Annotated in this window: 20 protein-coding genes; 8 read left to right on the top strand and 12 right to left on the bottom strand. The window is 61.6% G+C overall.

What is annotated here, in order from left to right:
* Window positions 1-5: 5 nt before the first annotated feature.
* From ACSQ8R_RS12020 to ACSQ8R_RS12010, 3 genes are all read left to right on the top strand, one after another.
* Window positions 6-1,277 carry a cytochrome b gene (locus ACSQ8R_RS12020; protein ID WP_436253563.1) on the top strand — a complete coding sequence of 424 codons (1,272 nt, stop codon included), beginning with the start codon at window positions 6-8 and terminating at the stop codon, window positions 1,275-1,277.
* 27 nt (window positions 1,278-1,304) lie between these two features.
* Window positions 1,305-2,180, top strand: coding sequence for a cytochrome c1 (locus tag ACSQ8R_RS12015; protein ID WP_436253562.1), 876 nt, complete (start codon window positions 1,305-1,307; stop codon window positions 2,178-2,180).
* A gap of 113 nt (window positions 2,181-2,293) precedes the next feature.
* Window positions 2,294-2,833 carry an adenine phosphoribosyltransferase gene (locus tag ACSQ8R_RS12010; RefSeq protein ID WP_436253561.1) on the top strand — a complete coding sequence of 180 codons (540 nt, stop codon included), beginning with the start codon at window positions 2,294-2,296 and terminating at the stop codon, window positions 2,831-2,833.
* A gap of 83 nt (window positions 2,834-2,916) precedes the next feature.
* Here the strand turns inward: ACSQ8R_RS12010 and ACSQ8R_RS12005 are convergent, their stop codons facing one another.
* From ACSQ8R_RS12005 to ychF, 3 genes are read right to left on the bottom strand one after another with little or no spacing between them, the layout of a single operon-like run.
* The gene (locus tag ACSQ8R_RS12005) at window positions 2,917-3,384 is read right to left on the bottom strand and encodes a MaoC family dehydratase (protein WP_436253559.1); all 468 of its coding nucleotides are present in this window, start codon (window positions 3,382-3,384) and stop codon (window positions 2,917-2,919) included.
* Window positions 3,381-3,851: a MaoC family dehydratase gene (locus ACSQ8R_RS12000; RefSeq protein WP_436253558.1), complete on the bottom strand. Its 471-nt coding sequence runs from the start codon at window positions 3,849-3,851 to the stop codon at window positions 3,381-3,383. The genes ACSQ8R_RS12005 and ACSQ8R_RS12000 overlap by 4 nt, the downstream gene beginning before the upstream one ends.
* 20 nt (window positions 3,852-3,871) lie before the next feature.
* On the bottom strand, window positions 3,872-4,975 hold the full coding sequence (gene ychF / locus ACSQ8R_RS11995; protein WP_436253557.1) for a redox-regulated ATPase YchF: 1,104 nt from the start codon (window positions 4,973-4,975) through the stop codon (window positions 3,872-3,874).
* Between the two features lie 137 nt (window positions 4,976-5,112).
* Between ychF and ACSQ8R_RS11990 the strand changes: the two genes are divergently transcribed.
* The 3 genes from ACSQ8R_RS11990 (at window position 5,113) to clpS (ending at window position 6,167) form a co-directional block, all read left to right on the top strand.
* Entirely contained in the window at window positions 5,113-5,379 is a 267-nt protein-coding gene (locus ACSQ8R_RS11990) for an AbrB/MazE/SpoVT family DNA-binding domain-containing protein (protein ID WP_436253556.1), read from the top strand.
* The gene (locus ACSQ8R_RS11985) at window positions 5,369-5,767 is read left to right on the top strand and encodes a type II toxin-antitoxin system VapC family toxin (protein WP_436253555.1); all 399 of its coding nucleotides are present in this window, start codon (window positions 5,369-5,371) and stop codon (window positions 5,765-5,767) included. Before ACSQ8R_RS11990 ends, ACSQ8R_RS11985 begins: the two co-directional genes overlap by 11 nt.
* A 97-nt stretch (window positions 5,768-5,864) precedes the next feature.
* The gene (gene clpS / locus ACSQ8R_RS11980) at window positions 5,865-6,167 is read left to right on the top strand and encodes an ATP-dependent Clp protease adapter ClpS (protein WP_436253554.1); all 303 of its coding nucleotides are present in this window, start codon (window positions 5,865-5,867) and stop codon (window positions 6,165-6,167) included.
* A gap of 2 nt (window positions 6,168-6,169) precedes the next feature.
* Here the strand turns inward: clpS and prmB are convergent, their stop codons facing one another.
* From prmB to ACSQ8R_RS11955, 5 genes are all read right to left on the bottom strand, one after another.
* On the bottom strand, window positions 6,170-7,117 hold the full coding sequence (prmB, locus tag ACSQ8R_RS11975) for a 50S ribosomal protein L3 N(5)-glutamine methyltransferase (protein WP_436253553.1): 948 nt from the start codon (window positions 7,115-7,117) through the stop codon (window positions 6,170-6,172).
* A 44-nt stretch (window positions 7,118-7,161) separates the two neighbouring features.
* A complete protein-coding gene (pth, locus tag ACSQ8R_RS11970; RefSeq protein ID WP_436253552.1) occupies window positions 7,162-7,890 on the bottom strand; it encodes an aminoacyl-tRNA hydrolase in 729 nt (242 codons plus the stop codon).
* Between the two features lie 78 nt (window positions 7,891-7,968).
* Complete coding sequence (locus ACSQ8R_RS11965) at window positions 7,969-8,694, bottom strand: substrate-binding periplasmic protein (protein ID WP_436253551.1); 726 nt, start codon at window positions 8,692-8,694, stop codon at window positions 7,969-7,971.
* 67 nt (window positions 8,695-8,761) lie between these two features.
* Window positions 8,762-11,137 carry an EAL domain-containing protein gene (locus ACSQ8R_RS11960; protein ID WP_436253550.1) on the bottom strand — a complete coding sequence of 792 codons (2,376 nt, stop codon included), beginning with the start codon at window positions 11,135-11,137 and terminating at the stop codon, window positions 8,762-8,764.
* Window positions 11,138-11,353: 216 nt separating this feature from the next.
* Window positions 11,354-11,959 (bottom strand): 50S ribosomal protein L25/general stress protein Ctc, encoded by a 606-nt coding sequence (locus ACSQ8R_RS11955; RefSeq protein WP_046639011.1) that lies wholly within the window; start codon window positions 11,957-11,959, stop codon window positions 11,354-11,356.
* Window positions 11,960-12,203: 244 nt separating this feature from the next.
* Here ACSQ8R_RS11955 and ACSQ8R_RS11950 point away from each other — a divergent pair, with 244 nt between their 5' ends.
* Entirely contained in the window at window positions 12,204-13,649 is a 1,446-nt protein-coding gene (locus tag ACSQ8R_RS11950) for a hypothetical protein (RefSeq protein WP_436253549.1), read from the top strand.
* Between the two features lie 138 nt (window positions 13,650-13,787).
* Window positions 13,788-15,851 carry a putative bifunctional diguanylate cyclase/phosphodiesterase gene (locus ACSQ8R_RS11945; RefSeq protein ID WP_436253548.1) on the top strand — a complete coding sequence of 688 codons (2,064 nt, stop codon included), beginning with the start codon at window positions 13,788-13,790 and terminating at the stop codon, window positions 15,849-15,851.
* A gap of 8 nt (window positions 15,852-15,859) precedes the next feature.
* Here ACSQ8R_RS11945 and ACSQ8R_RS11940 read toward each other — a convergent pair whose 3' ends face one another.
* From ACSQ8R_RS11940 to ACSQ8R_RS11925, 4 genes are all read right to left on the bottom strand, one after another.
* Window positions 15,860-16,117: a hypothetical protein gene (locus ACSQ8R_RS11940; RefSeq protein WP_037076303.1), complete on the bottom strand. Its 258-nt coding sequence runs from the start codon at window positions 16,115-16,117 to the stop codon at window positions 15,860-15,862.
* 114 nt (window positions 16,118-16,231) lie between these two features.
* Window positions 16,232-16,723, bottom strand: coding sequence for a hypothetical protein (locus ACSQ8R_RS11935; protein ID WP_436253547.1), 492 nt, complete (start codon window positions 16,721-16,723; stop codon window positions 16,232-16,234).
* Window positions 16,724-16,786: 63 nt separating this feature from the next.
* Complete coding sequence (locus tag ACSQ8R_RS11930; protein WP_436253546.1) at window positions 16,787-17,719, bottom strand: ribose-phosphate pyrophosphokinase; 933 nt, start codon at window positions 17,717-17,719, stop codon at window positions 16,787-16,789.
* A 150-nt stretch (window positions 17,720-17,869) separates the two neighbouring features.
* Window positions 17,870-18,622 carry a hypothetical protein gene (locus ACSQ8R_RS11925; RefSeq protein WP_436253545.1) on the bottom strand — a complete coding sequence of 251 codons (753 nt, stop codon included), beginning with the start codon at window positions 18,620-18,622 and terminating at the stop codon, window positions 17,870-17,872.
* Window positions 18,623-18,687 lie beyond the last annotated feature (65 nt).

Here is an 18,687-nt window from a genome sequence, read left to right as displayed (position 1 = left end):
TACTTATGAGCGGTCATTCCACATACCAGCCATCGACCGGCATCGAGAAGTGGATCGATTCGCGGCTTCCGCTGCCGCGCATGATCCATGACAGCTTCATCTCCTACCCCGTTCCCCGCAATCTGAACTATGCCTACACCTTCGGCGCCATGCTGTCGGTGATGCTGATCGTCCAGATCCTCACCGGCGTCGTGCTTGCCATGCACTATGTCGCATCGACCGGTGCTGCCTTCGACAGCGTCGAAAAGATCATGCGCGACGTCAACCATGGCTGGCTGCTGCGCTACATGCATGCCAACGGCGCGTCGTTCTTCTTCGTCGCCGTCTATCTCCACATCGCCCGCGGCCTCTACTACGGCTCCTACAAGGCGCCCCGCGAAATCCTCTGGATCCTCGGCGTGGTGATCTATCTGCTGATGATGGCGACCGGCTTCATGGGCTACGTCCTGCCCTGGGGTCAGATGTCCTTCTGGGGCGCGACCGTCATCACCGGCTTCTTCTCGGCCTTCCCGCTGGTCGGCGAATGGATTCAACAATTCCTGCTCGGTGGCTTTGCCGTCGATCAGCCAACGCTGAACCGCTTCTTCTCGCTGCATTACCTGCTGCCCTTCATGATCGCCGGCGTCGTCATCCTGCACATCTGGGCCCTGCACGTTACCGGCCAGACCAACCCGACCGGCGTCGAAGTGAAGACCAAGACCGACACCGTCGCATTTACGCCCTATGCGACGATGAAGGATGCGCTCGGCGTCTCCGTCTTCCTGATCGTCTATGCCTGGTTTGTCTTCTACATGCCGAACTTCCTCGGCCATCCGGACAACTACATTCCGGCTGACGCCCTGAAGACGCCTGCTCACATCGTTCCGGAATGGTATTACCTGCCGTTCTACGCGATGCTGCGCGCCATCACCTTCAACGTCGGCCCGATCGACTCCAAGCTCGGCGGCGTGCTGGTGATGTTCGGCTCGATCATCATCCTGTTCTTCCTGCCCTGGCTCGACACGTCGAAGGTTCGCTCGGCCGTCTACCGTCCCTGGTACAAGCTGTTCTTCTGGCTGTTCGTCGCCAATGCCATCATGCTTGGCTGGCTCGGTTCCCAGCCTGCCGAAGGCGTGTTCACGCTCATGTCGCAGTTCGGCACCGTCTACTACTTCGGCTTCTTCCTGGTGATCATGCCGCTGCTCGGCCTGTTCGAAACGCCAAGGCGCATTCCGAACTCCATCACGGAAGCGGTTCTTGAAAAAAAGAACGGCAAATCCGCCGAAGCCCGCGCCTGACGCCTGCGACCGAGAGGGATTAGAATTATGAAAAAGCTTGTTACAAGCCTCGTCTCGCTGGCCTTCCTGGCGGGAATGGGCGTTGCCTCGGCCGTGGCGCAGGAAAATCATGCCGCGGCGCCGGCTGCCGAACATTCGGAAACGCCGCATTTTCCGATCAGCCATCCCCATGAAACCGAATGGAGCTTTGCGGGTCCGTTCGGCCACTATGACAAGGGCCAGCTGCAGCGCGGCCTGAAGGTCTACACGGAAGTCTGTTCCGCCTGCCATTCGATGCGTCTCGTCTCCTTCCGCACGCTGGAAGGCCTCGGTTATTCGGAAGCCCAGGTTAAGGCGTTCGCCGCCAACTACAAGGTTCAGGACGGCCCGAACGACGAGGGCGAAATGTTCGAACGCGCCGCCGTGCCGTCCGACTACTTCCCGTCGCCGTTCGCAAATGCCCAGGCTGCCGCTGCAGCCAACAACGGCGCGGCTCCTCCGGACATGTCGCTGCTCGCCAAGGCGCGCGGCGTGACCCGCGGTTTCCCGCAGTTCATCTTCGACATGTTCACTCAGTACCAGTCAGGCGGACCGGATTACATCCATTCGCTACTGACCGGTTACCAGCAGCCGCCGGCTGGCGTCGAGGTTGCTCCGGGCACTCATTACAATCCGTATTTCGCCAGCGCCGCCGCGCTCGCCATGGCTCCGCCGCTGAGCGCCGACCAGGTGACCTATGACGACGGCACGCCGCAGACGGTCGATCAGTATGCCAAGGATATCTCGGCCTTCCTGATGTGGGCTGCCGAGCCTCATCTCGAAGAGCGCAAGCGCACCGGTTTCATGGTGATGATCTTCCTGGTGATCTTCACCGGTCTGATCTACCTGACCAAGAAGTCGGTCTACGCCAGCAAGGAACACTGAGGCTTTACCTCGTGATTGCGAAAAGGCGGCCTCCGGGTCGCCTTTTTTGTTGGGAGGGCGGGCTTCAGTTGATAGGCTCGGTCTTCGTTCCTGCCGCCAATCGTTTGGGTCACATGTCTTTCAAAACCGATCTCTCCGCCGCCATCCGCTCCATCCCGGATTATCCGAAGCCCGGCATCATCTTCCGCGACATCACCACGCTGCTTGGCGACGCCGCGGCCTTCGGGCAGGCGGTGGATGAGCTGGTGCGGCCCTATGCAAGCCTTGGCGTCGACAAGATCGCCGGCATCGAGGCGCGGGGCTTCATCCTCGGCGGAGCGCTGGCGCACCAGTTGAAGGCCGGATTCGTGCCGATCCGCAAGAAGGGCAAGCTTCCGCACCAGACCGTGCGGATGGCCTACAGCCTCGAATATGGCACCGACGAGATGGAGATCCATGTGGATGCGGTGAAGGTTGGCCAGAAGGTGATCCTGACCGACGACCTGATTGCGACAGGCGGCACGGCGGAAGGTGCGGTGAAGCTGCTCAGGCAGCTCGGTGCCGAGATCGTCTCCGCCTGCTTTGTCATCGACCTGCCGGATCTCGGCGGCCGCCGGAAGCTCGAGGAGCTCGGCGTCGAGGTCAGGACGCTGGTGGAGTTTTCAGGTCACTGAGAGGGGCCGCCTCTCTCTCCACCCTCATTCTGTGACAAGCACAGGAATGAGGGTAGTAAGGACACTCCGCCAGCATCCATCCCTCACGCGAATTCCAGCACAGTGCCTTCATAGCGCATCACCACCTCGCCATGCTGGTTCACGCCGTCACAGACGGTCATGTTGATGAACGTGCCGGGACGCGAGGCGAGCGACCGGCTTTCGGTTAGCGTAACCGAATAGGTGACGCTGTCGCCGGCATAGACCGGCTTCAGCCATTGCAGCTTCCGGAAGCCGGCAGAGGGCCCGAGCTTCGGGGCGGTGATGCCCTCGCTTTCGAGACGCGCGACCTCGGCTTTCCAGTAGGCGATATAGGTCTTCATCCAGCCGGCGCAGGTGTGCCAGCCGGAGGCGCAGAGAGCCCCGAATACGTAGTTCTTCGCCGCTTCGGCATCCACGTGAAAGGGCTGCGGATCGAATTTCTTCGCGTAGCGGACGATGTCCTCGGCGGTGAAGAGAAGCGTGCCGGTGATCACCCTGGTGCCCGGCGGGCGGAGTTCGGCCAGCCTCATGCCGCGTTCTCCTCGGCGTTGCGCAGCCGCATCATGATCGGGTTCTCGCCGCGCATGACGATTTCACCGCGCTGGTTTTCCACCTCGTGCAGGAATTTCACGATGCCTATGCCGGGCCGGGAACGCAGCGTGCGGGATTCCAGCACGGTCGAGCGGCCGGACAGCGTGTCGCCGGCCAGAACCGGCTTCTTCCATTCCATGAACTCGATGCCGGGCGAACCCTCCGATGACGAGGCCGAGAGCCAGCCGTCGAACATCATGCGCATGAACATGCTCGCCGTATGCCAGCCGGAGGCAGACAGGCCGCCAAGGATGCTCGCCTTGCCGGCCGCTTCGTCAAGGTGCATGGGCTGCGGATCGAATTCGGCGGCGAATTCGACGATCTCGTCTGCCGTCACCGATTTGGAAGCGAGCGGGAAAACCCGCCCGGTCGAAAAGTCCTCGAAATAATATTCGGCTCGCGTCATGTGGCCTCCCGTCCGCACGATCAGGTATTGAAGCGGAAGTGGATGACGTCGCCATCCTGGACGACATATTCCTTACCTTCGTCGCGGCCCTTGCCAGCTTCCTTAGCGCCGACTTCGCCCTTGTAGGTGATGTAGTCGTCATAGGAGATGGTGAAGGCGCGGATGAAGCCGCGTTCGAAATCGGTATGGATGACGCCGGCGGCAGCCGGTGCCTTGGTGCCGCGCACGATCGTCCAGGCGCGGGTTTCCTTCGGGCCGACGGTGAAATAGGTGATCAGGTCGAGGAGGTGGTAACCGGCGCGGATCAACCGGTCGAGGCCGGCTTCCTCAAGGCCAAGCGCCGACAGGAATTCCTTGGACTCTTCCTCGGGAAGCTGCGCCACTTCGGACTCGATCGCGGCCGAGATGATCACGCATTCGGCGCCCTGTTCCCTGGCCATGGCGGCGACGGCCTCAGTGTGTTCGTTGCCGGTCGAGGCATCGGCTTCCGCGACGTTGCAGACATAAAGGACCGGGTGCGAGGTCAGAAGGTTGAGGCCCTTCAGGATCTCGATCTCTTCGGGCGCCAGCGTCTTCAAAAGCAGGCGCGCCGGCTTGCCGTCGTTGAGGAGCTTGATCACCGCATCCATGACCGGCAGCTGCGCCAGGGAATCCTTGTCCTTGCTGGCGGCGCGCTTGCGGGTCTGCTCGACGCGGCGCTCCAGGCTTTCGAGGTCGGCGAGCATCAGCTCGGTCTCGATCGTGTCGGCATCGCCGACCGGGTTGATGCGGCCCTCGACATGGGTGATGTCGTCGTCCTCGAAACAGCGCAGGACGTGGACGACCGCATCGACTTCGCGGATATTGGCGAGGAACTTGTTGCCGAGACCTTCACCCTTCGAGGCGCCCCGCACCAGGCCGGCGATATCGACGAAGGAGATGCGCGTCGGGATGATTTCCTTGGAACCGGCGATCGCCGCCAGCTTCTGCATGCGCGGATCGGGGACCGCGACTTCGCCGGTGTTCGGCTCGATCGTGCAGAATGGATAGTTGGCCGCCTGCGCCGCCGCCGTCTTGGTGAGCGCATTGAAGAGAGTGGACTTGCCGACATTCGGCAGGCCCACGATACCGCATTTGAAACCCATGGGTCCGGACCCTGTATTGGAAGAAATTTCGTTGCTGTGGCTATGGGGGAAAGTGCCGGGGCGGTCAAGGCTCTGCTGTTAGGCAGTCCTTGTACGTAAGGCATATTTGCCTTACTTTAAGTCGATGGAGAATGGCCATGGTTAGATTGAAAGTCACCGCGAAAGGACAGGTTACCCTGAAAAAGGAAGTTCTTGATCACCTCGGGATCAAGCCGGGGGACGAGATTGATGTCGATCTGATCCCCGAAAAAGGAGCCCGTCTTCGGAGCGTTCCGAGCGGGAATATCGAGGACTTCTTTAACAGCTTTGGAAATCCTCACAATATTCATGCGACATTGGAAGAAATCCAGGACGCCATAGAGGCTGGTTGGGCCGGAGAAGTGCGGTTCGACGATGATCCCTGATACGAATGTCATTGTCCGCGCCTGGGCCGGAGATGACGAAGCGCAAACATTTGAGGCGCGTCGTCATATCAGAGAAGCGGAAGCGCTCTTCATCTCAACCGTCGCATTGTGTGAATTCGTTTGGGTGGCTCGTCGGATTTACCGAAGCAAACGACCAGAGATCGCCCAGGCCATCAGACTTCTGGTTGCCGATAAGCGTGCCGTCGTCGATCGCGCTGTGGTGGCCGCGGGACTTGCCTTCCTGGATGCTGGAGGAGATTTCGCCGATGGCGTGATCGAATTCGAAGGTCGCAAGCTCGGTGGCAATATGTTTGTGACATTCGATAAGCGGGCGGCTTCAATTGTCCGGGCACAAGGTAGACGCGCCACTCTTATCGACGCTAACTGACCCACATTCCACACGATCCGTCGCTTGAAAAAACTCGGTTGCGGTGCGATATAGCAGGCATGTTCTCCCGATAGGATTGCATCGTCAGGAGAGGCCGATGGCCGAAGATACCACCGTAAAACCGAAGACGAAAACCAAGCTGGAGCGGCCGAAGCTCTACAAGGTGCTGCTCGTCAACGACGACTATACGCCTCGTGAATTCGTCACCATGGTGCTCAAAGCCGTGTTCCGGATGAGCGAGGAGACCGGCTACCGGGTGATGCTGACGGCGCACCGGATGGGCCTGGCGGTGGTCGTCGTCTGTACCAGGGACATTGCCGAGACAAAGGCGAAGGAAGCCATCGATCTCGCCAAGGAGGCGGGTTTTCCGCTGATGTTCATCACCGAGCCCGAGGAATAGGATTACTTCCTCTTTTTCCCTGCCTTGACCCCGAGCGCCTCGGCGCTGATCCAGAAGACTGCATCCTGCGATTCCGCCGTTTCCAGCCACAGGAAATCGAGGTCGGGGAATTCCTCTTCGAGGATTTCGCGGCCCGAGCCGATTTCGCAGATCATTCCGCCATCGGCATTGAGATGCGCCGGTGCTTCCGCCAGCAGCCGGCGGACGAGGTCGAGCCCATCGACGCCGCCGTCGAAGGCCATGGCCGGTTCCGAGCGAAACTCTGCCGGAAAACCGTCCATCGCCTCGTGGTCCACATAGGGCGGATTGGTGATGATCAGGTCGTACTTCTTTCCTCCGAGCGGCGCAAAGAGATCGCCGTTGAAAAGCGTGAGCTGGTCTTCAACGGCGTGTTCCGCAACGTTGAGTTTGGCCACTTCCAGTGCGTCAGGGGAGAGGTCCACCGCGTCGATGGCCGCATTCGGGAAGAATTTCGCGGCAAGGATCGCCAGGCAGCCGGAACCGGTGCAGATGTCGACGGCGCTTTCGACGCTCAGCGGATCGGGCAGGAAGGTGGAGCCGTTTTCGCTGAGATATTCGCTGAACAGGATTTCGCCGATATGGGAGCGGGGCACGATAACCCGTTCGTCGACAAGGAAGCGGACGCCCTGGATATAGGCGTGGCCGGTCAGGTAGGACGTCGGCTTGCGGGTCGTCACGCGCGCGTCGATCCGCTCGGCCAGCAGCTTGCGTTCCGAAGGCAGCAGGCGCGCGTCGAGAAACGGATCGAGCACGTCGATCGGCAGGTCGAGGCTATCGAGGATCAGGAAGGCGGCGTCGTCGCCTGCGGTCGTCGTGCCGTGGCCGTAGCTGAGGTTCGCGGCATTGAAGCGGGAAATCGCGTAGCGCCAGTAGTCGCGAAGGGTGACGAGTTCGCCGGTGATGTCATCCATGTTCGAAGTTTTGGTCATTTCGCGCTTCTGGTCCTGATCTTGCATTCTTGAGGGCGGCTGCATCATTCGCCCTTGCCGCCGAACATCTTCTTCAGCATCTCGGCCATCGGGCCTGATGTCGGCAGGTTCGGCTTGCCGCCGCCGCGGGCCTGATGGATATGCGATTGCCCGGCCGGCTTGGCGGTGGGCTTCTTCTCCGGCTTCGGCTTGTCCTCGTCCGGCTTGGCGCCGACGGCGAGCGCCAGCTTGTTCATCAGCTGCGAATCCTCTCCCTTCACCAGCATCTCGGCATTGTCGGCGATGGCGTCGAGGAGAGGGGAGAGCCAGGTCTGGTCGATCTTGGCGAAATCGCCGAGCACATGGTTGTGCACCAGTTCCTTGGCGCCCGGATGGCCGATGCCGAGGCGAAGCCTGCGGTATTCCCGGCCGCAATGGGCGTCGAGCGACTTGACGCCGTTATGGCCACCGTGGCCGCCGCCAGTCTTGATGCGCGCCTTGGCCGCCGGCAGATCGAGTTCGTCATAGATGGCGATGATGTTTTCCGGGCCGAGCTTGTAGAAACGCATGGCCTCACCGACCGCCTCGCCGGAGAGGTTCATGAAGGTCTGCGGCTTGATCAGCAGAACCTTTTCGCCGGCAAGCTCGCCTTCCGAGATCAGCGCCTTGAACTTCTTGGACCACGGCGAAAAGCCGGGACGGCGCTGGATCGCGTCCACTGCCATGAAGCCGATATTGTGGCGGTTGCCCGCATATTGGGAACCGGGATTGCCGAGACCGGCGATGATGAGCATGGAGACATCCATCCTTGACTGCTGGCTTTCACCACCGCGAAACGCCGCCAAAGTCAACCGGTTTCGATGCGTGCGCCACTATTGGGGCTCCTCGATGCCGTAGCGCTTGAGAATTGCCTTCTGGACGCCGTCCCTGATGAGGCGGTCGAGACCTGCCTGCATCCTGGCGATCAGGTCGTCGGGCACATCCGGATTGCAGGCAATGCCGAGATGCTGTTCGGAGAACAGGACGACCTTTTCGATCGGCGTGCCGTCCCCCTTCAGCTTCTGGTAGACGCCTTCCGACATGGGCATCATGTCGATACGGTCCTGCAGCAGCTTTCTGAGCGTCGTGTCGACATCGGCGCTGAGATCGATCTTCGGGAAACCGAAGCTCTTCAGAAGCCCCTCGGTATAGTCGGCGCGATGGGTGCCGACCGTATACTGCTTGGCCTCGTCCAGGGTGGTGGCCGTGATTTTAGCGCCGGCATGGCGGACGAGGATGTTGCGGTCGATGAACAGCGGCACGACCCATTTGAAACGCGGCTCGCGATCCGGCGTGCGGGCGGCGGCGAAGACGCAGTGCATCGATTGCGTCTCTGCCGTGGCGATGGCGCGTGCCCAGGGCATGATCTCCAGCGTATAAGGCGTGCCCGCGTCACGCATGATGATCTCGACCTGGTCGATGCCGACGCCCCGGTAGTTGCCGCCCGGCTCCTGGTAGCTGAAGGGCGGGTAGGACTCCGTCGAAAAGGCGACGGGTTGCTGGGCATGGGCGCCTGCCGCGAGGCTGAGGCTGGCAAGAAGCGGCGCTGCGATTTTCATCTGTCCACCTTCCAAACGCACATGTTGTCATTTCTGACCCGGCATCCGGTCCGGAGGTGAGAACTTGTCAGCTCGCCATGGACTCGATTTCGGCCTGCCGGGCGGAGAGGGCCGAGAGCAAATCGGAAATTTCGCGGGGCTTCGAGAAGAGATAGCCCTGGGCATAGTCGATGCCCATTTGCCGCAGCAACGAGCGCTGTTCTTCCGTCTCGACGCCTTCGGCGACGACCTTGCAATTCATCTTGTGAGAAATAGCACTTATGCCTTCGACAAGCATCCTGTTCTTACTGCCTATGTCGCCGGTCTGTTCGGTCAGCGAACGGATGAAGGACTGGTCGATCTTGACGATATCGACCGGGAACCGGCTCATGTAGCTCAGCGACGAATAACCGGTGCCGAAATCGTCGAGCGCGATGCGGCAGCCGAAGCGATGGATCTCGTTGAGGATGGTGCGGATCTCGGGATTGTCGTGCATCAGCACGGCTTCGGTGATTTCCACCACCAGGCGCGACGGATCGATGCCGTAGCGGCCGAGCAGGCCGGCAAGGCGGGCCGGCAGGCCGGGCTCGAACTGCAGCGGCGAGAAGTTGACCGCGACATAGGTCTCGCCCATGCCGGGCAGGCGGGAGACACGGGCGAGGTTCGCCATCGCGTCTTCCAGGATGAGATTGCCGATCTGGCCGATCGAGCCGGTCTCCTCGGCGACGCAGATGATGCCGGCCGGCGACATCAGCCCCTTGCGGGGATGGCGCATGCGCATGAGGGCCTCGAAGCCCGACGGAATGCCGGTCTCGATATCGACGATCGGCTGGAAATGCGCCTCGAACCAGCTTGCGGCGATGGCGACCTCGATGTCGCTCTCGATCTCGGCCCGTTCCCGCGTCTGGTCGAGAATGGCGGGATCGTAGACCTGCGCGCCGTTCTTGCCGTCGCGTTTGCGGGCGTACATGGCCATGTCCGACTTCTGCAGCAGTTCGGCGGCGCTGGCGGCATGGCTCGGATAGAAGGCAAGACCGATACTGGCGCTCAGGCGCACGCCGGTGCCATGGGCCCGGAACGGGACCTCGAACATATCGACGATCTTCTGGCTGAGTTCGGTCGCGCGTCGTTCGGCACCATCCCCGGTGATCAGGATGGCGAATTCGTCGCCGCCGAGGCGCGAGGCGATATCGCCGTCGCCGAGCATCGGCTTCGTCCGTTCGACGAACTGGCAGAGCACGGCGTCGCCGGCGGCATGGCCGAGATTGTCGTTGATCGCTTTGAAGCGGTCGAGATCGACGAACAGGCAGGCGACCTCGGTGCGCGCCTTGTCGGCCTCGGCGATCTTCTGGTCGAGCGCCGCCTCGAAGCCCTGGCGGTTCAGGAGCCCGGTCAGGTGGTCGGAAATCGCCTGCTGGCGGTTGCGCAGTTCCGATTGCCTGAGTTCCGTGACATCGGTCATGACGCTCAGCGAACCGGGAATGCTGCCGCCCGCCGTGCCAAGCTCGGTCTCGACGATCAGCACGTCCATCAGGCGGCCGTCGGCGCACAGGAACCGGACCGTGACTTCGATCGCCGGGCCTGATTTTGCCTGCTGCTTGCGCCTTGCATAGAGCTGGCGGTCCGCAGGTGCGACAAGTTCGAAAAAGGGATGGCCGATGACGTCGTCACGGCGATATCCGGTCGCGAGCAGCCAATAATCGCTGACGGCGGCGATCTGGTCGCCCGCAGTCAGCGAAAACAGCATGGCCGGCGTCAGGTTGTAGATTTCCGTGGTCTGCTGATGCGCACGCTTCAGTTCGCGCTCTTCGCGCTCCAGCAGCGTCTGCATCTCGTTGAAGCTCTTCGCCAGCCGCCCCATCTCGTCGTTCGAGCGCCAGTCGACATGGTGGCGCGAACCGAGCCTGCGGGTTGCCTCGATGGCAGCGGTCAGGCGCATCAGCGGCTTGATGACCATGACGCGATTGCCAAGGATGGCGGCGCCGAAGACCGTCAGGATGGTGATGATGAAGATGGAGATGAAGGCCATTTCCATCTGGTGCAGGGCGGAGAACCAGCCGAGCTTCGGCACGTAGACGGTAATGCTGCCGACATTGCGGGTGCCCTGCTGCGACTTGTAGAAGACCGGCTCGGAGATCGCCTGCAGGCCGCGGAAATCGGCCGGATTGACATCGACTTCGGAAATATTGAGCTTGCCGGTATTGTCGCTGATCTGCACGCCGTTGATGGCGGGATCGGCTATCAGCATCGAGGCGACCTGATGGATGCTGTCGGCGTCGAGATCCCAGAGCGGCTTGCCGAGCGCCTGGGAATTGGTCACCAGCACGACGTTGACATGTTCGCTGAGGTTCTCGGCGGCCTGCTGGGAGGAGAGCGCCAGAAACAGCGTGAACAGCGGAGCGACGACGACCAGAAGGGCGCCCGAAATAATCGCAATAAAACGACTCTCAACGGAATGAGTCATCCGTCTTCCCCGCATTCATCGTCTGGCTGGCGCCGGACTTTTCCCGTCATGCTGAAGTAGCGTTCATCGTTTCACCTATTCATTAAACTTCACTGAAACGACAGTGCCAAGATTCGAACGAATTACGGAAGCAGGGTTACGAAATTGTATTCAATCGACAATAAAAAACCCGCTTTCGCAAGAAAGCGGGTCCCATTTCAAGAATTTCGGCCGTGGTTACTCGGCAGAAGCCGGTTCTTCCTCGGCAACGCCTGCAGCCGGGGCGACGATCGTCGCGATGGTGAAGTCGCGGTCGGAGATGACCGGACGAACGCCAGCCGGCAGCTTGACGGCGGAGATGTGGAGGCTGTCGCCGATCTTCGCGCCCGTCAGATCGACGGTCAGGAATTCCGGAATGTCGTTGGCCGGGCAAAGCAGCTCGACTTCGTGACGGACGATGTTGAGAACGCCGCCGATCTTGATGCCCGGGGACTTCTCTTCGTTGACGAAGTGAACCGGAACTTCAACGGAAACTTCCGTGTTGCCCGAGACGCGCAGAAAATCCACGTGCATGGTGAAGTCGCGGACCGGATCGAGCTGATAGTCCTTCGGTAGGACCTGGATCTTCTCGCCGTTGACTTCGATCGTGGCAACCGTGGTCATGAAACCGCCGGCATGGATGCGCTTCGTCACTTCGTTGGTCGACAGAGCGATCGCGAGGGGGGACTGCTTGTCACCATAGATGACAGCAGGAATGAAACCGTTGCGGCGAAGTTCACGGGAGGACCCCTTACCTACCCGTTCGCGCGCCTCGGCCTTGAGCTCGTAAGATGCGTGGCTCATGGCATATCCTTTCGAGGTTGTTTGGAGAGTTTTTCGGCGGTGAAGCTCACCACGTCAAACTGAAGGGCACCATCCGATGCGCTTCATCCGCGTTGCCTCCAAGGGTGTCTACGCGGACCGGCGCGCTATAATACAACAAAGCGGAATGTGCAAGCTTTTCGGCCTGAAAACAAAGGGCTTACGCTTGACTTCGGCGGCCCGTCTTCCAATTTGGTGCCCGTTGAACGAGGGAAGGGCTTGATTCATGAAACGGACTTTGATCGCGGCCAGCGTTATGGCTGCGTCCAGCGTATACCCGGTTGCCGCTGCTGAGATCAACGACAAGGGCGCCCGGACCCTCAGGGAAAGCCTCGTCTACTTCCTGCCGGATTCGGTCAAGTCCACCGGGTTCCTGACCGTGAAGCCGGCTGGCGAGCGCTACGAGATCAGCTATGATTTCGACAAGCTCCTCAAGTCCGTCAAGAAGAAGGACTTCACTGTTTACGGCCTGAAGCCGTATTCGGTCTTCGCCGCGCCCCTCGATAACGGCCAGTGGAAGTTCCACGGCGACAGCGACATGAATTTCACCGTCAAGGGCAAGATGCCCGACGGCAAGGCGACGAACCTCAACTATTCCGTCACCGACATGGTGTTCTCCGGCATTTTCGATCCGGCGATCAGTTACTTCCGCTCGGGCGAGGTGACGTCAGGCCCGATCCGCATGGTCTCGAAGAGCGGCAAGGAAGAGGTCGAGGCGAGTTTCGCGAGCACGAACTATTCGCTCTCATCCTCGCCGAGTGCCGCTGCCGGGAGCACGGATTTCACCGGCAAGGGGTCTTTCTCGCGTTTCTACGAACGGATTGCGATGCCGGAAACGCCGCTGGTGCAGATCCGCGCCGAAAGCCTCGATTTCGACGTCAGTGTTCAGGGCGTGGTGGCCGAAAAGCTCCGCAATCTTGTCGCTTTCGTGCTGGAACTCGTCAACGACGAAAAGCCCTCGCAGGCCGAGATCGCAAAACTGAAGGATCTCGTCCGCGGGGCGATGCCGTTCTTCACGGCGCTGTCGGAAAAGATCACCTTCAACCAGTTCACCGTGGCGAGCCCGATCGGCGATTTCGGCGTCCACAAGCTCGACTACATGTTCACTATGAGCGAGCCCGCCGCGGCAACCCGGATCGGCTTCGGTGCCCGCGTCGAGAACATATCGACGCCGGACGGCATCATCCCGCCGCTCTACGCCCAGCTGGTGCCCGACATGGCGGAGATGGAGGTCGGGGTGGCCGACCTCAACTTCCAGCGCTTCGTCGATACCTTGATGGAAATGGACTTTTCAAAGCCGGGTCCGCTGCCCGATGAGGAGGGCGAGCGCCTCGGCAAGGCCTTCCTCGACGACGGCCAGCTGACAGTCGATTTCCCGCGGGTCGCGGCAAAATCCGCGCTCTACGATGTCGAAGCCTCCGGCAACGTCAAGGGTAATCCGGAGGAGAAGGATCGCTATACGCTCGAAACCTCGATCCTTGCCCGCGATATCGACAGGTTGATCCAGTATTTCCAGACGGCCGCCAAGAGCGATCCGGAGTTCAACCAGGTTTCGTTCGCGATGATGATGGCGAAGGGCATGGCGAAGACGGAACCGGACGGCCGCCTGCGCTGGGACATCAAGTTCGAGGACGGCAAGACCTTCAGCGTCAACGGGCAGCCGATTCAATGATCTGACGACGTGTCTACGGCTTCTTGAGGCGGCTTCGCGTTTGCCAGTCAGCCGCCGTTTACCATCCAAAGGAACGTTTCGAACATGTTTCAATGCTAAAACTTCTCAACCAAACCAGTTGAAAAGTAACAGGCTTTCATGTTCCGCGTTTTCTCCTGCATCTTCGTCGAGCACGACCTTCGTTATATCGCCTGCGCAGTCTTGATCTGCATGACAGGATCCTTCCTGACCATCCGGCTTTTTTCCCGTGCTCGCAGAGGGAGCGGGATCGAGAAGGTCATCTGGCTTTTCCTTGCGGGCTTCATGGGGGGATCGACCACCTGGACGACGCACTTTCTGGCCATGCTCGGTTATCTCTCGGGTGGGCAGGCGGGATATGAACCGGCTCAAACGCTTTTGTCGTTCGTGATCGCGGTGGTGGCCGCCACGGTCGGTCTCGGCATTGCGATTTATGGCGGCCGCTCCGTGCTCGTCGAGGCCGGCGGCATGGTCATGGGGCTCGGTATCGCTGCGATGCATTATACCGGCATGGCCGCCTACGAGGTGCCGGGCGTCATCGGCTGGGATCGCTCCTACGTGATCGCCTCGCTGATCCTTGCGGGCCTGTTCGGCGCCCTGACGACCAATCGCGTCCTGCGCCCGGTGACGCGCTTCTGCCAATACGGTTCCGTGCTGGCAATGATCCTGGCGATCGCCACGACCCATTTCACCGCCATGGGCGCGATGGATGTCATTCTCGACCCTCGCGCCATGTTGCAGAACGCGGTCGTTCCGCCGGTCGTCCTCGGCTTCGGCGTGCTGTCGCAGATGCTGATCCTGCTGGCGCTGACGGCGGCCACCTACCTGATCGATGCGCGTACCACCCAGGCCGCCGTCGAGCAGTATCGCCACCTTTCCCTGCACGACGCGCTGACCGGCCTTGCCAATCGCGCCGCCTTCAACGAGCAGCTCGCCGATATCGCGGCGCGCCCGGCGGACCTCGCCGTTCGCATCGCGGTGCTTTCCTTCGATCTCAACCGCTTCAAGGAGGTCAACGACGTCCACGGCCATGCGGCCGGCGACGAGGTGTTGCGGGCGATCGGCGGCCGGCTTGCCGAGGCGGCCGGCGAGGGCGAGTTCATCGCCCGGGTCGGCGGCGACGAGTTCGTCGCGCTGAAGCATATGTACTACAAGCGCTCGGACGCGATGGCGCTTGCCAATCGGCTGCTTGCCGAAATCTGCAAGCCGATCGAATGGAACGGGAATACGCTGACGGTCGGCTCGAGTGTCGGGATTGCGCTCTATCCCGGAGAGGCAAAGACGGTCGATGATCTCGTGGCGCAGGCGGATGTCGCCATGTACCGCGCCAAGCAATCCGGCGACAACGTGATCTGCTTCTACGACTCCTCGATGGACCAGGCGGCCCGCGAACGCAACGCGCTTGCCATGGACATGCGCTCGGGGCTGGTGGCAGGGCAGTTCGAACTCTATTACCAGCTGCAGAACGATACGTTTTCGGGAGAGGTGGTCGGTTTCGAGGTCCTTCTGCGCTGGAACCATCCGGTGCGGGGCCTGGTCTCTCCCGGCGAATTCATCCCGATCGCGGAGCGCACCGGCTTCATCGTCGAACTCGGCGATTGGGTTCTGCGGAGCGCCTGCGCGGAGGCGGCGAGCTGGAAAAAGCCGTTCGGCATCGCCGTCAACGTCGCCGCCCAGCAGCTTGCCGATCCGAAATTTCCGACCAGGGTTCGCGATATCCTCAGCGAGACAGGGCTCAGTGCCGGCCGGCTAGAGCTGGAGATCACCGAATCCGGCATCATCGCCGACCATCAGCGGGCGCTTCAGACCGTTCGCCACCTGAAGAGCCTCGGCGTCAAGATCGCCATGGACGACTATGGCACCGGCTATTCGTCGCTTTCGACGCTGATGTCCTTCCCTTTCGACAAGATCAAGATCGACCGGACTTTCGTCGACGGGCTTTCCCGCAACGAACAGTCGGCGGCGATCGTGCGCTCGACGCTGATCCTTGCCTCGAGCCTCCACATCCCGGTGCTCGCGGAAGGGGTGGAGACCGATGCGCATATCGCTTTCCTGCGCAAGGAAGGCTGCATGCAGGTCCAGGGTTACCTTTTCGGCAAGCCCGGTCCGCGGGCCGGGATCGAGCATATCGTCAATGGCGAGGCCGAGGACGAGATTACTCCACCGGCCGCCAAGGTCGCCTGACCTCGGCGTCAGCGCCGGGGTTCGCCGCCCGGCGCATAGACCGTCTTCTGCTCGAAACGGAACTTGTGGCCGCACTGGCTGCAGCGGATCATGTATTTGCGGGGATCGGTCGAGGCGAATTCTGTCAGGAAGCCCTTCGGCAGCTCATCGATGCGAAAATCGCGATTGCCCTGCCGCCTGTCGTCGGTCTCGGAAACCTCGGCAAAGCCGACATTGCCGCACTGGGAACATTCGAGCTTTCGGGAATAGCGGTCGCGTGCGGCCATGCTTGTCTCCTTCTTCGGGGGCCTTCTAGCCGAAGCGCCGGCACAAAGCAAAACGCCGGAACCATGGTTCCGGCGTTTTCCATCGAGGATTTACCGTTGCTTGAAGCCGGCCGCCTAGCGGCGGCATTCGCCGGACGCAACGACGCCAAAGCCGGCATTGGCCGCCTCGCAGGCATTCGGGAACGTCTGGGTACGCCCACCCTGCTGGCCGCAAACGGGACGGTATTCGCGCGTGCAGAAACGGGGTTCCTCAGGCCTTCCGGGACGGCCGGGGCGATCAGGACGATCAGGACGGCCAGGCTGGTTCCAGTCCGGGCGATCCGGCCGGTCTGGACGATCGGGTCTGCCGGGTTGGTTCCAGTCGGGCCGATCCGGCCTCTGCGGGCGATCCCAGTCTGGACGGTCCGGCCTGCCGGGGCGATCGGGAGTTCCGGGACGATCCCAATCGGGGCGATCAGGCCTCTGGGGACGGTTCCAGTCCGGCCGGGGCCGTTGCGGCGGGTAATAGCCGCCGGGCCCGCTGCCGCTATCGACGCATGCCGACAGCAGCAGCGGTATCAGAAGGAAAATGGCCAGTCTCTTCGACGGGCCGATAAAGGAAAACATTGCGACTCACCCCTTGTTGCATTCGCGGGGGGACTCTAGCCAAATACTTGTGGCAGAAGAAGCTCAGTCGAAGAGGCTGGAGACGGAGGATTCCATCGCGGTGCGATTGATGGCTTCGCCGAGCAGGTTGGCGGTGGAGATGACCCGGATGTTGTGGGCCGACTGAACCGCGGTGGTCGGCTGGATCGAATCGGTGATCACCAGTTCCTTGAGCTTGGAGGCGGCGATCCGGGCGACCGCGCCGCCCGAGAGCACGCCATGGGTGATATAGGCCGTGACGCTGGTGGCGCCGTTCTTCAGAAGCGCCTCGGCTGCATTGCAGAGCGTGCCGCCGGAATCGACGATGTCGTCGATCAGCAGGCAGTCCTTGCCGTCGACCTCGCCGATGACGTTCATCACCTCGGACTCGCCGGCGCGCTCGCGGCGCTTGTCGACGATGGCGAGCTGACAGTCGATGCGCTTGGCAAGCGCACGCGCACGAACCACGCCGCCGACGTCGGGCGAGACGACCATGACGTTGTTGAGGTCGTAATGTTCTTTCACGTCACGGGCGAGAACCGGCACCGCGAAGAGATTGTCGGTGGGGATATCGAAAAATCCCTGGATCTGCCCGGCATGCAGGTCGAGCGTCAGCACGCGGTCGGCGCCGGCCTCGGTGATCAGGTTGGCGACGAGCTTTGCCGAGATCGGCGTGCGCGGACCGGCCTTGCGATCCTGTCGGGCGTACCCGAAATAGGGGAGCACGGCGGTGATGCGCTTGGCCGACGACCGACGGAAGGCGTCGATCATGATCAGCAGTTCCATCAGGTGGTCGTTGGTCGGGAAGGACGTGGACTGGATGATGAAGACATCTTCACCGCGCACGTTTTCCTGAATTTCAACGAAGATTTCCTGGTCTGCAAATCGCCTTACACTGGCTTTTCCGACTGGAACATTAAGATAGCTGCAGATCCCGTCGGCAAGGTGCCGGTTCGAATTGCCTGCGAAAACCTTCATTGCGGTCCGCCTGTTTTGAAGCTGGATGCGGGCCTTTTACCGCCGCGGCCTTCGAATGCAAGTGCGTTTCGCACCCGCTCACTCTTTTTTATGAAGAAACTGTGACCCGTGGCTTTTGAGGTTCAGTAAAGGATCGCTCTTGCGGACCGCTCAGCCTTGGGATTGGCGCCACGCCACGTAGTCCTGGATCGTCCTGGCGGCGATGGTCTCCATGGTCGAGGCCGGTACCGAAGCCCAGGGATCCTGGCCGCTGCCGGGCACGCTTTCCTGGCCCTGCATGCGGTGCAGCCGGGCGCCGGAACCGTCGAGGATATCCCAGACATAGACGATGGTGACCTTGCCGCCGTCGGAAAAGGCGGAGAAGTAACCTTTCAGGATATGCTCGGTGCTGTTGTCGCTCGACGGACGGATCGTCAGCCCGTTGGCGCGGGCCTGGGCGCCGAGCTGGCGGGACAGCGGCGTCACCGCCTGCACCGGGGCGCCGATGATCGGCAGGAAACGGACCGTCGGGCCGGATGCGGGCGGCAGCGAGGCGCTCTGCTGCTGACGGGATTGTTGCTGGGGTGGAGCGGTCGGCTGCATGATCTGCTGCTGGTCCTGGCTCCCCTGTCCCTGCCATTGCGGCGGGGCGCCGGAGGAGGAGGGCGAGACGGCGCTGCCGGATTCCAGCGCCCGCGCCTGGGCTTCGAGCGTGTTCTGGGGGGCGGAGCGATAGCCGCCGCTGTAGGTTTCCGGCTGCGCCGAGCTCGCCATGCGGTCGGTTTCGGCCTGGGTCACCGGTGATGAGGCCCTCGCGCCGCCGCCGCCGACGTTCGCCTGCGGGGTCAGTGCTTCCGTCGTATTGCAGGAGGCAAGCACGACCGCCAGCAGGGCAGCGGACAACAGTGTTCCGGAAAGCCGCATGCCCGTCTCCTGCCTCAGATTCCTCGGCCGGAGCTTAGGGTTGGGCTTCCCAACCTGTCAATCGC

The organism is Neorhizobium sp. LjRoot104, assembly GCF_964253725.1.
In the GTDB taxonomy this organism is placed as follows: Bacteria; Pseudomonadota; Alphaproteobacteria; order Rhizobiales; family Rhizobiaceae; genus Neorhizobium.
Note: the sequence above shows the minus strand (reverse complement) of the source record. Positions and strands in the feature narration are given on the sequence as shown.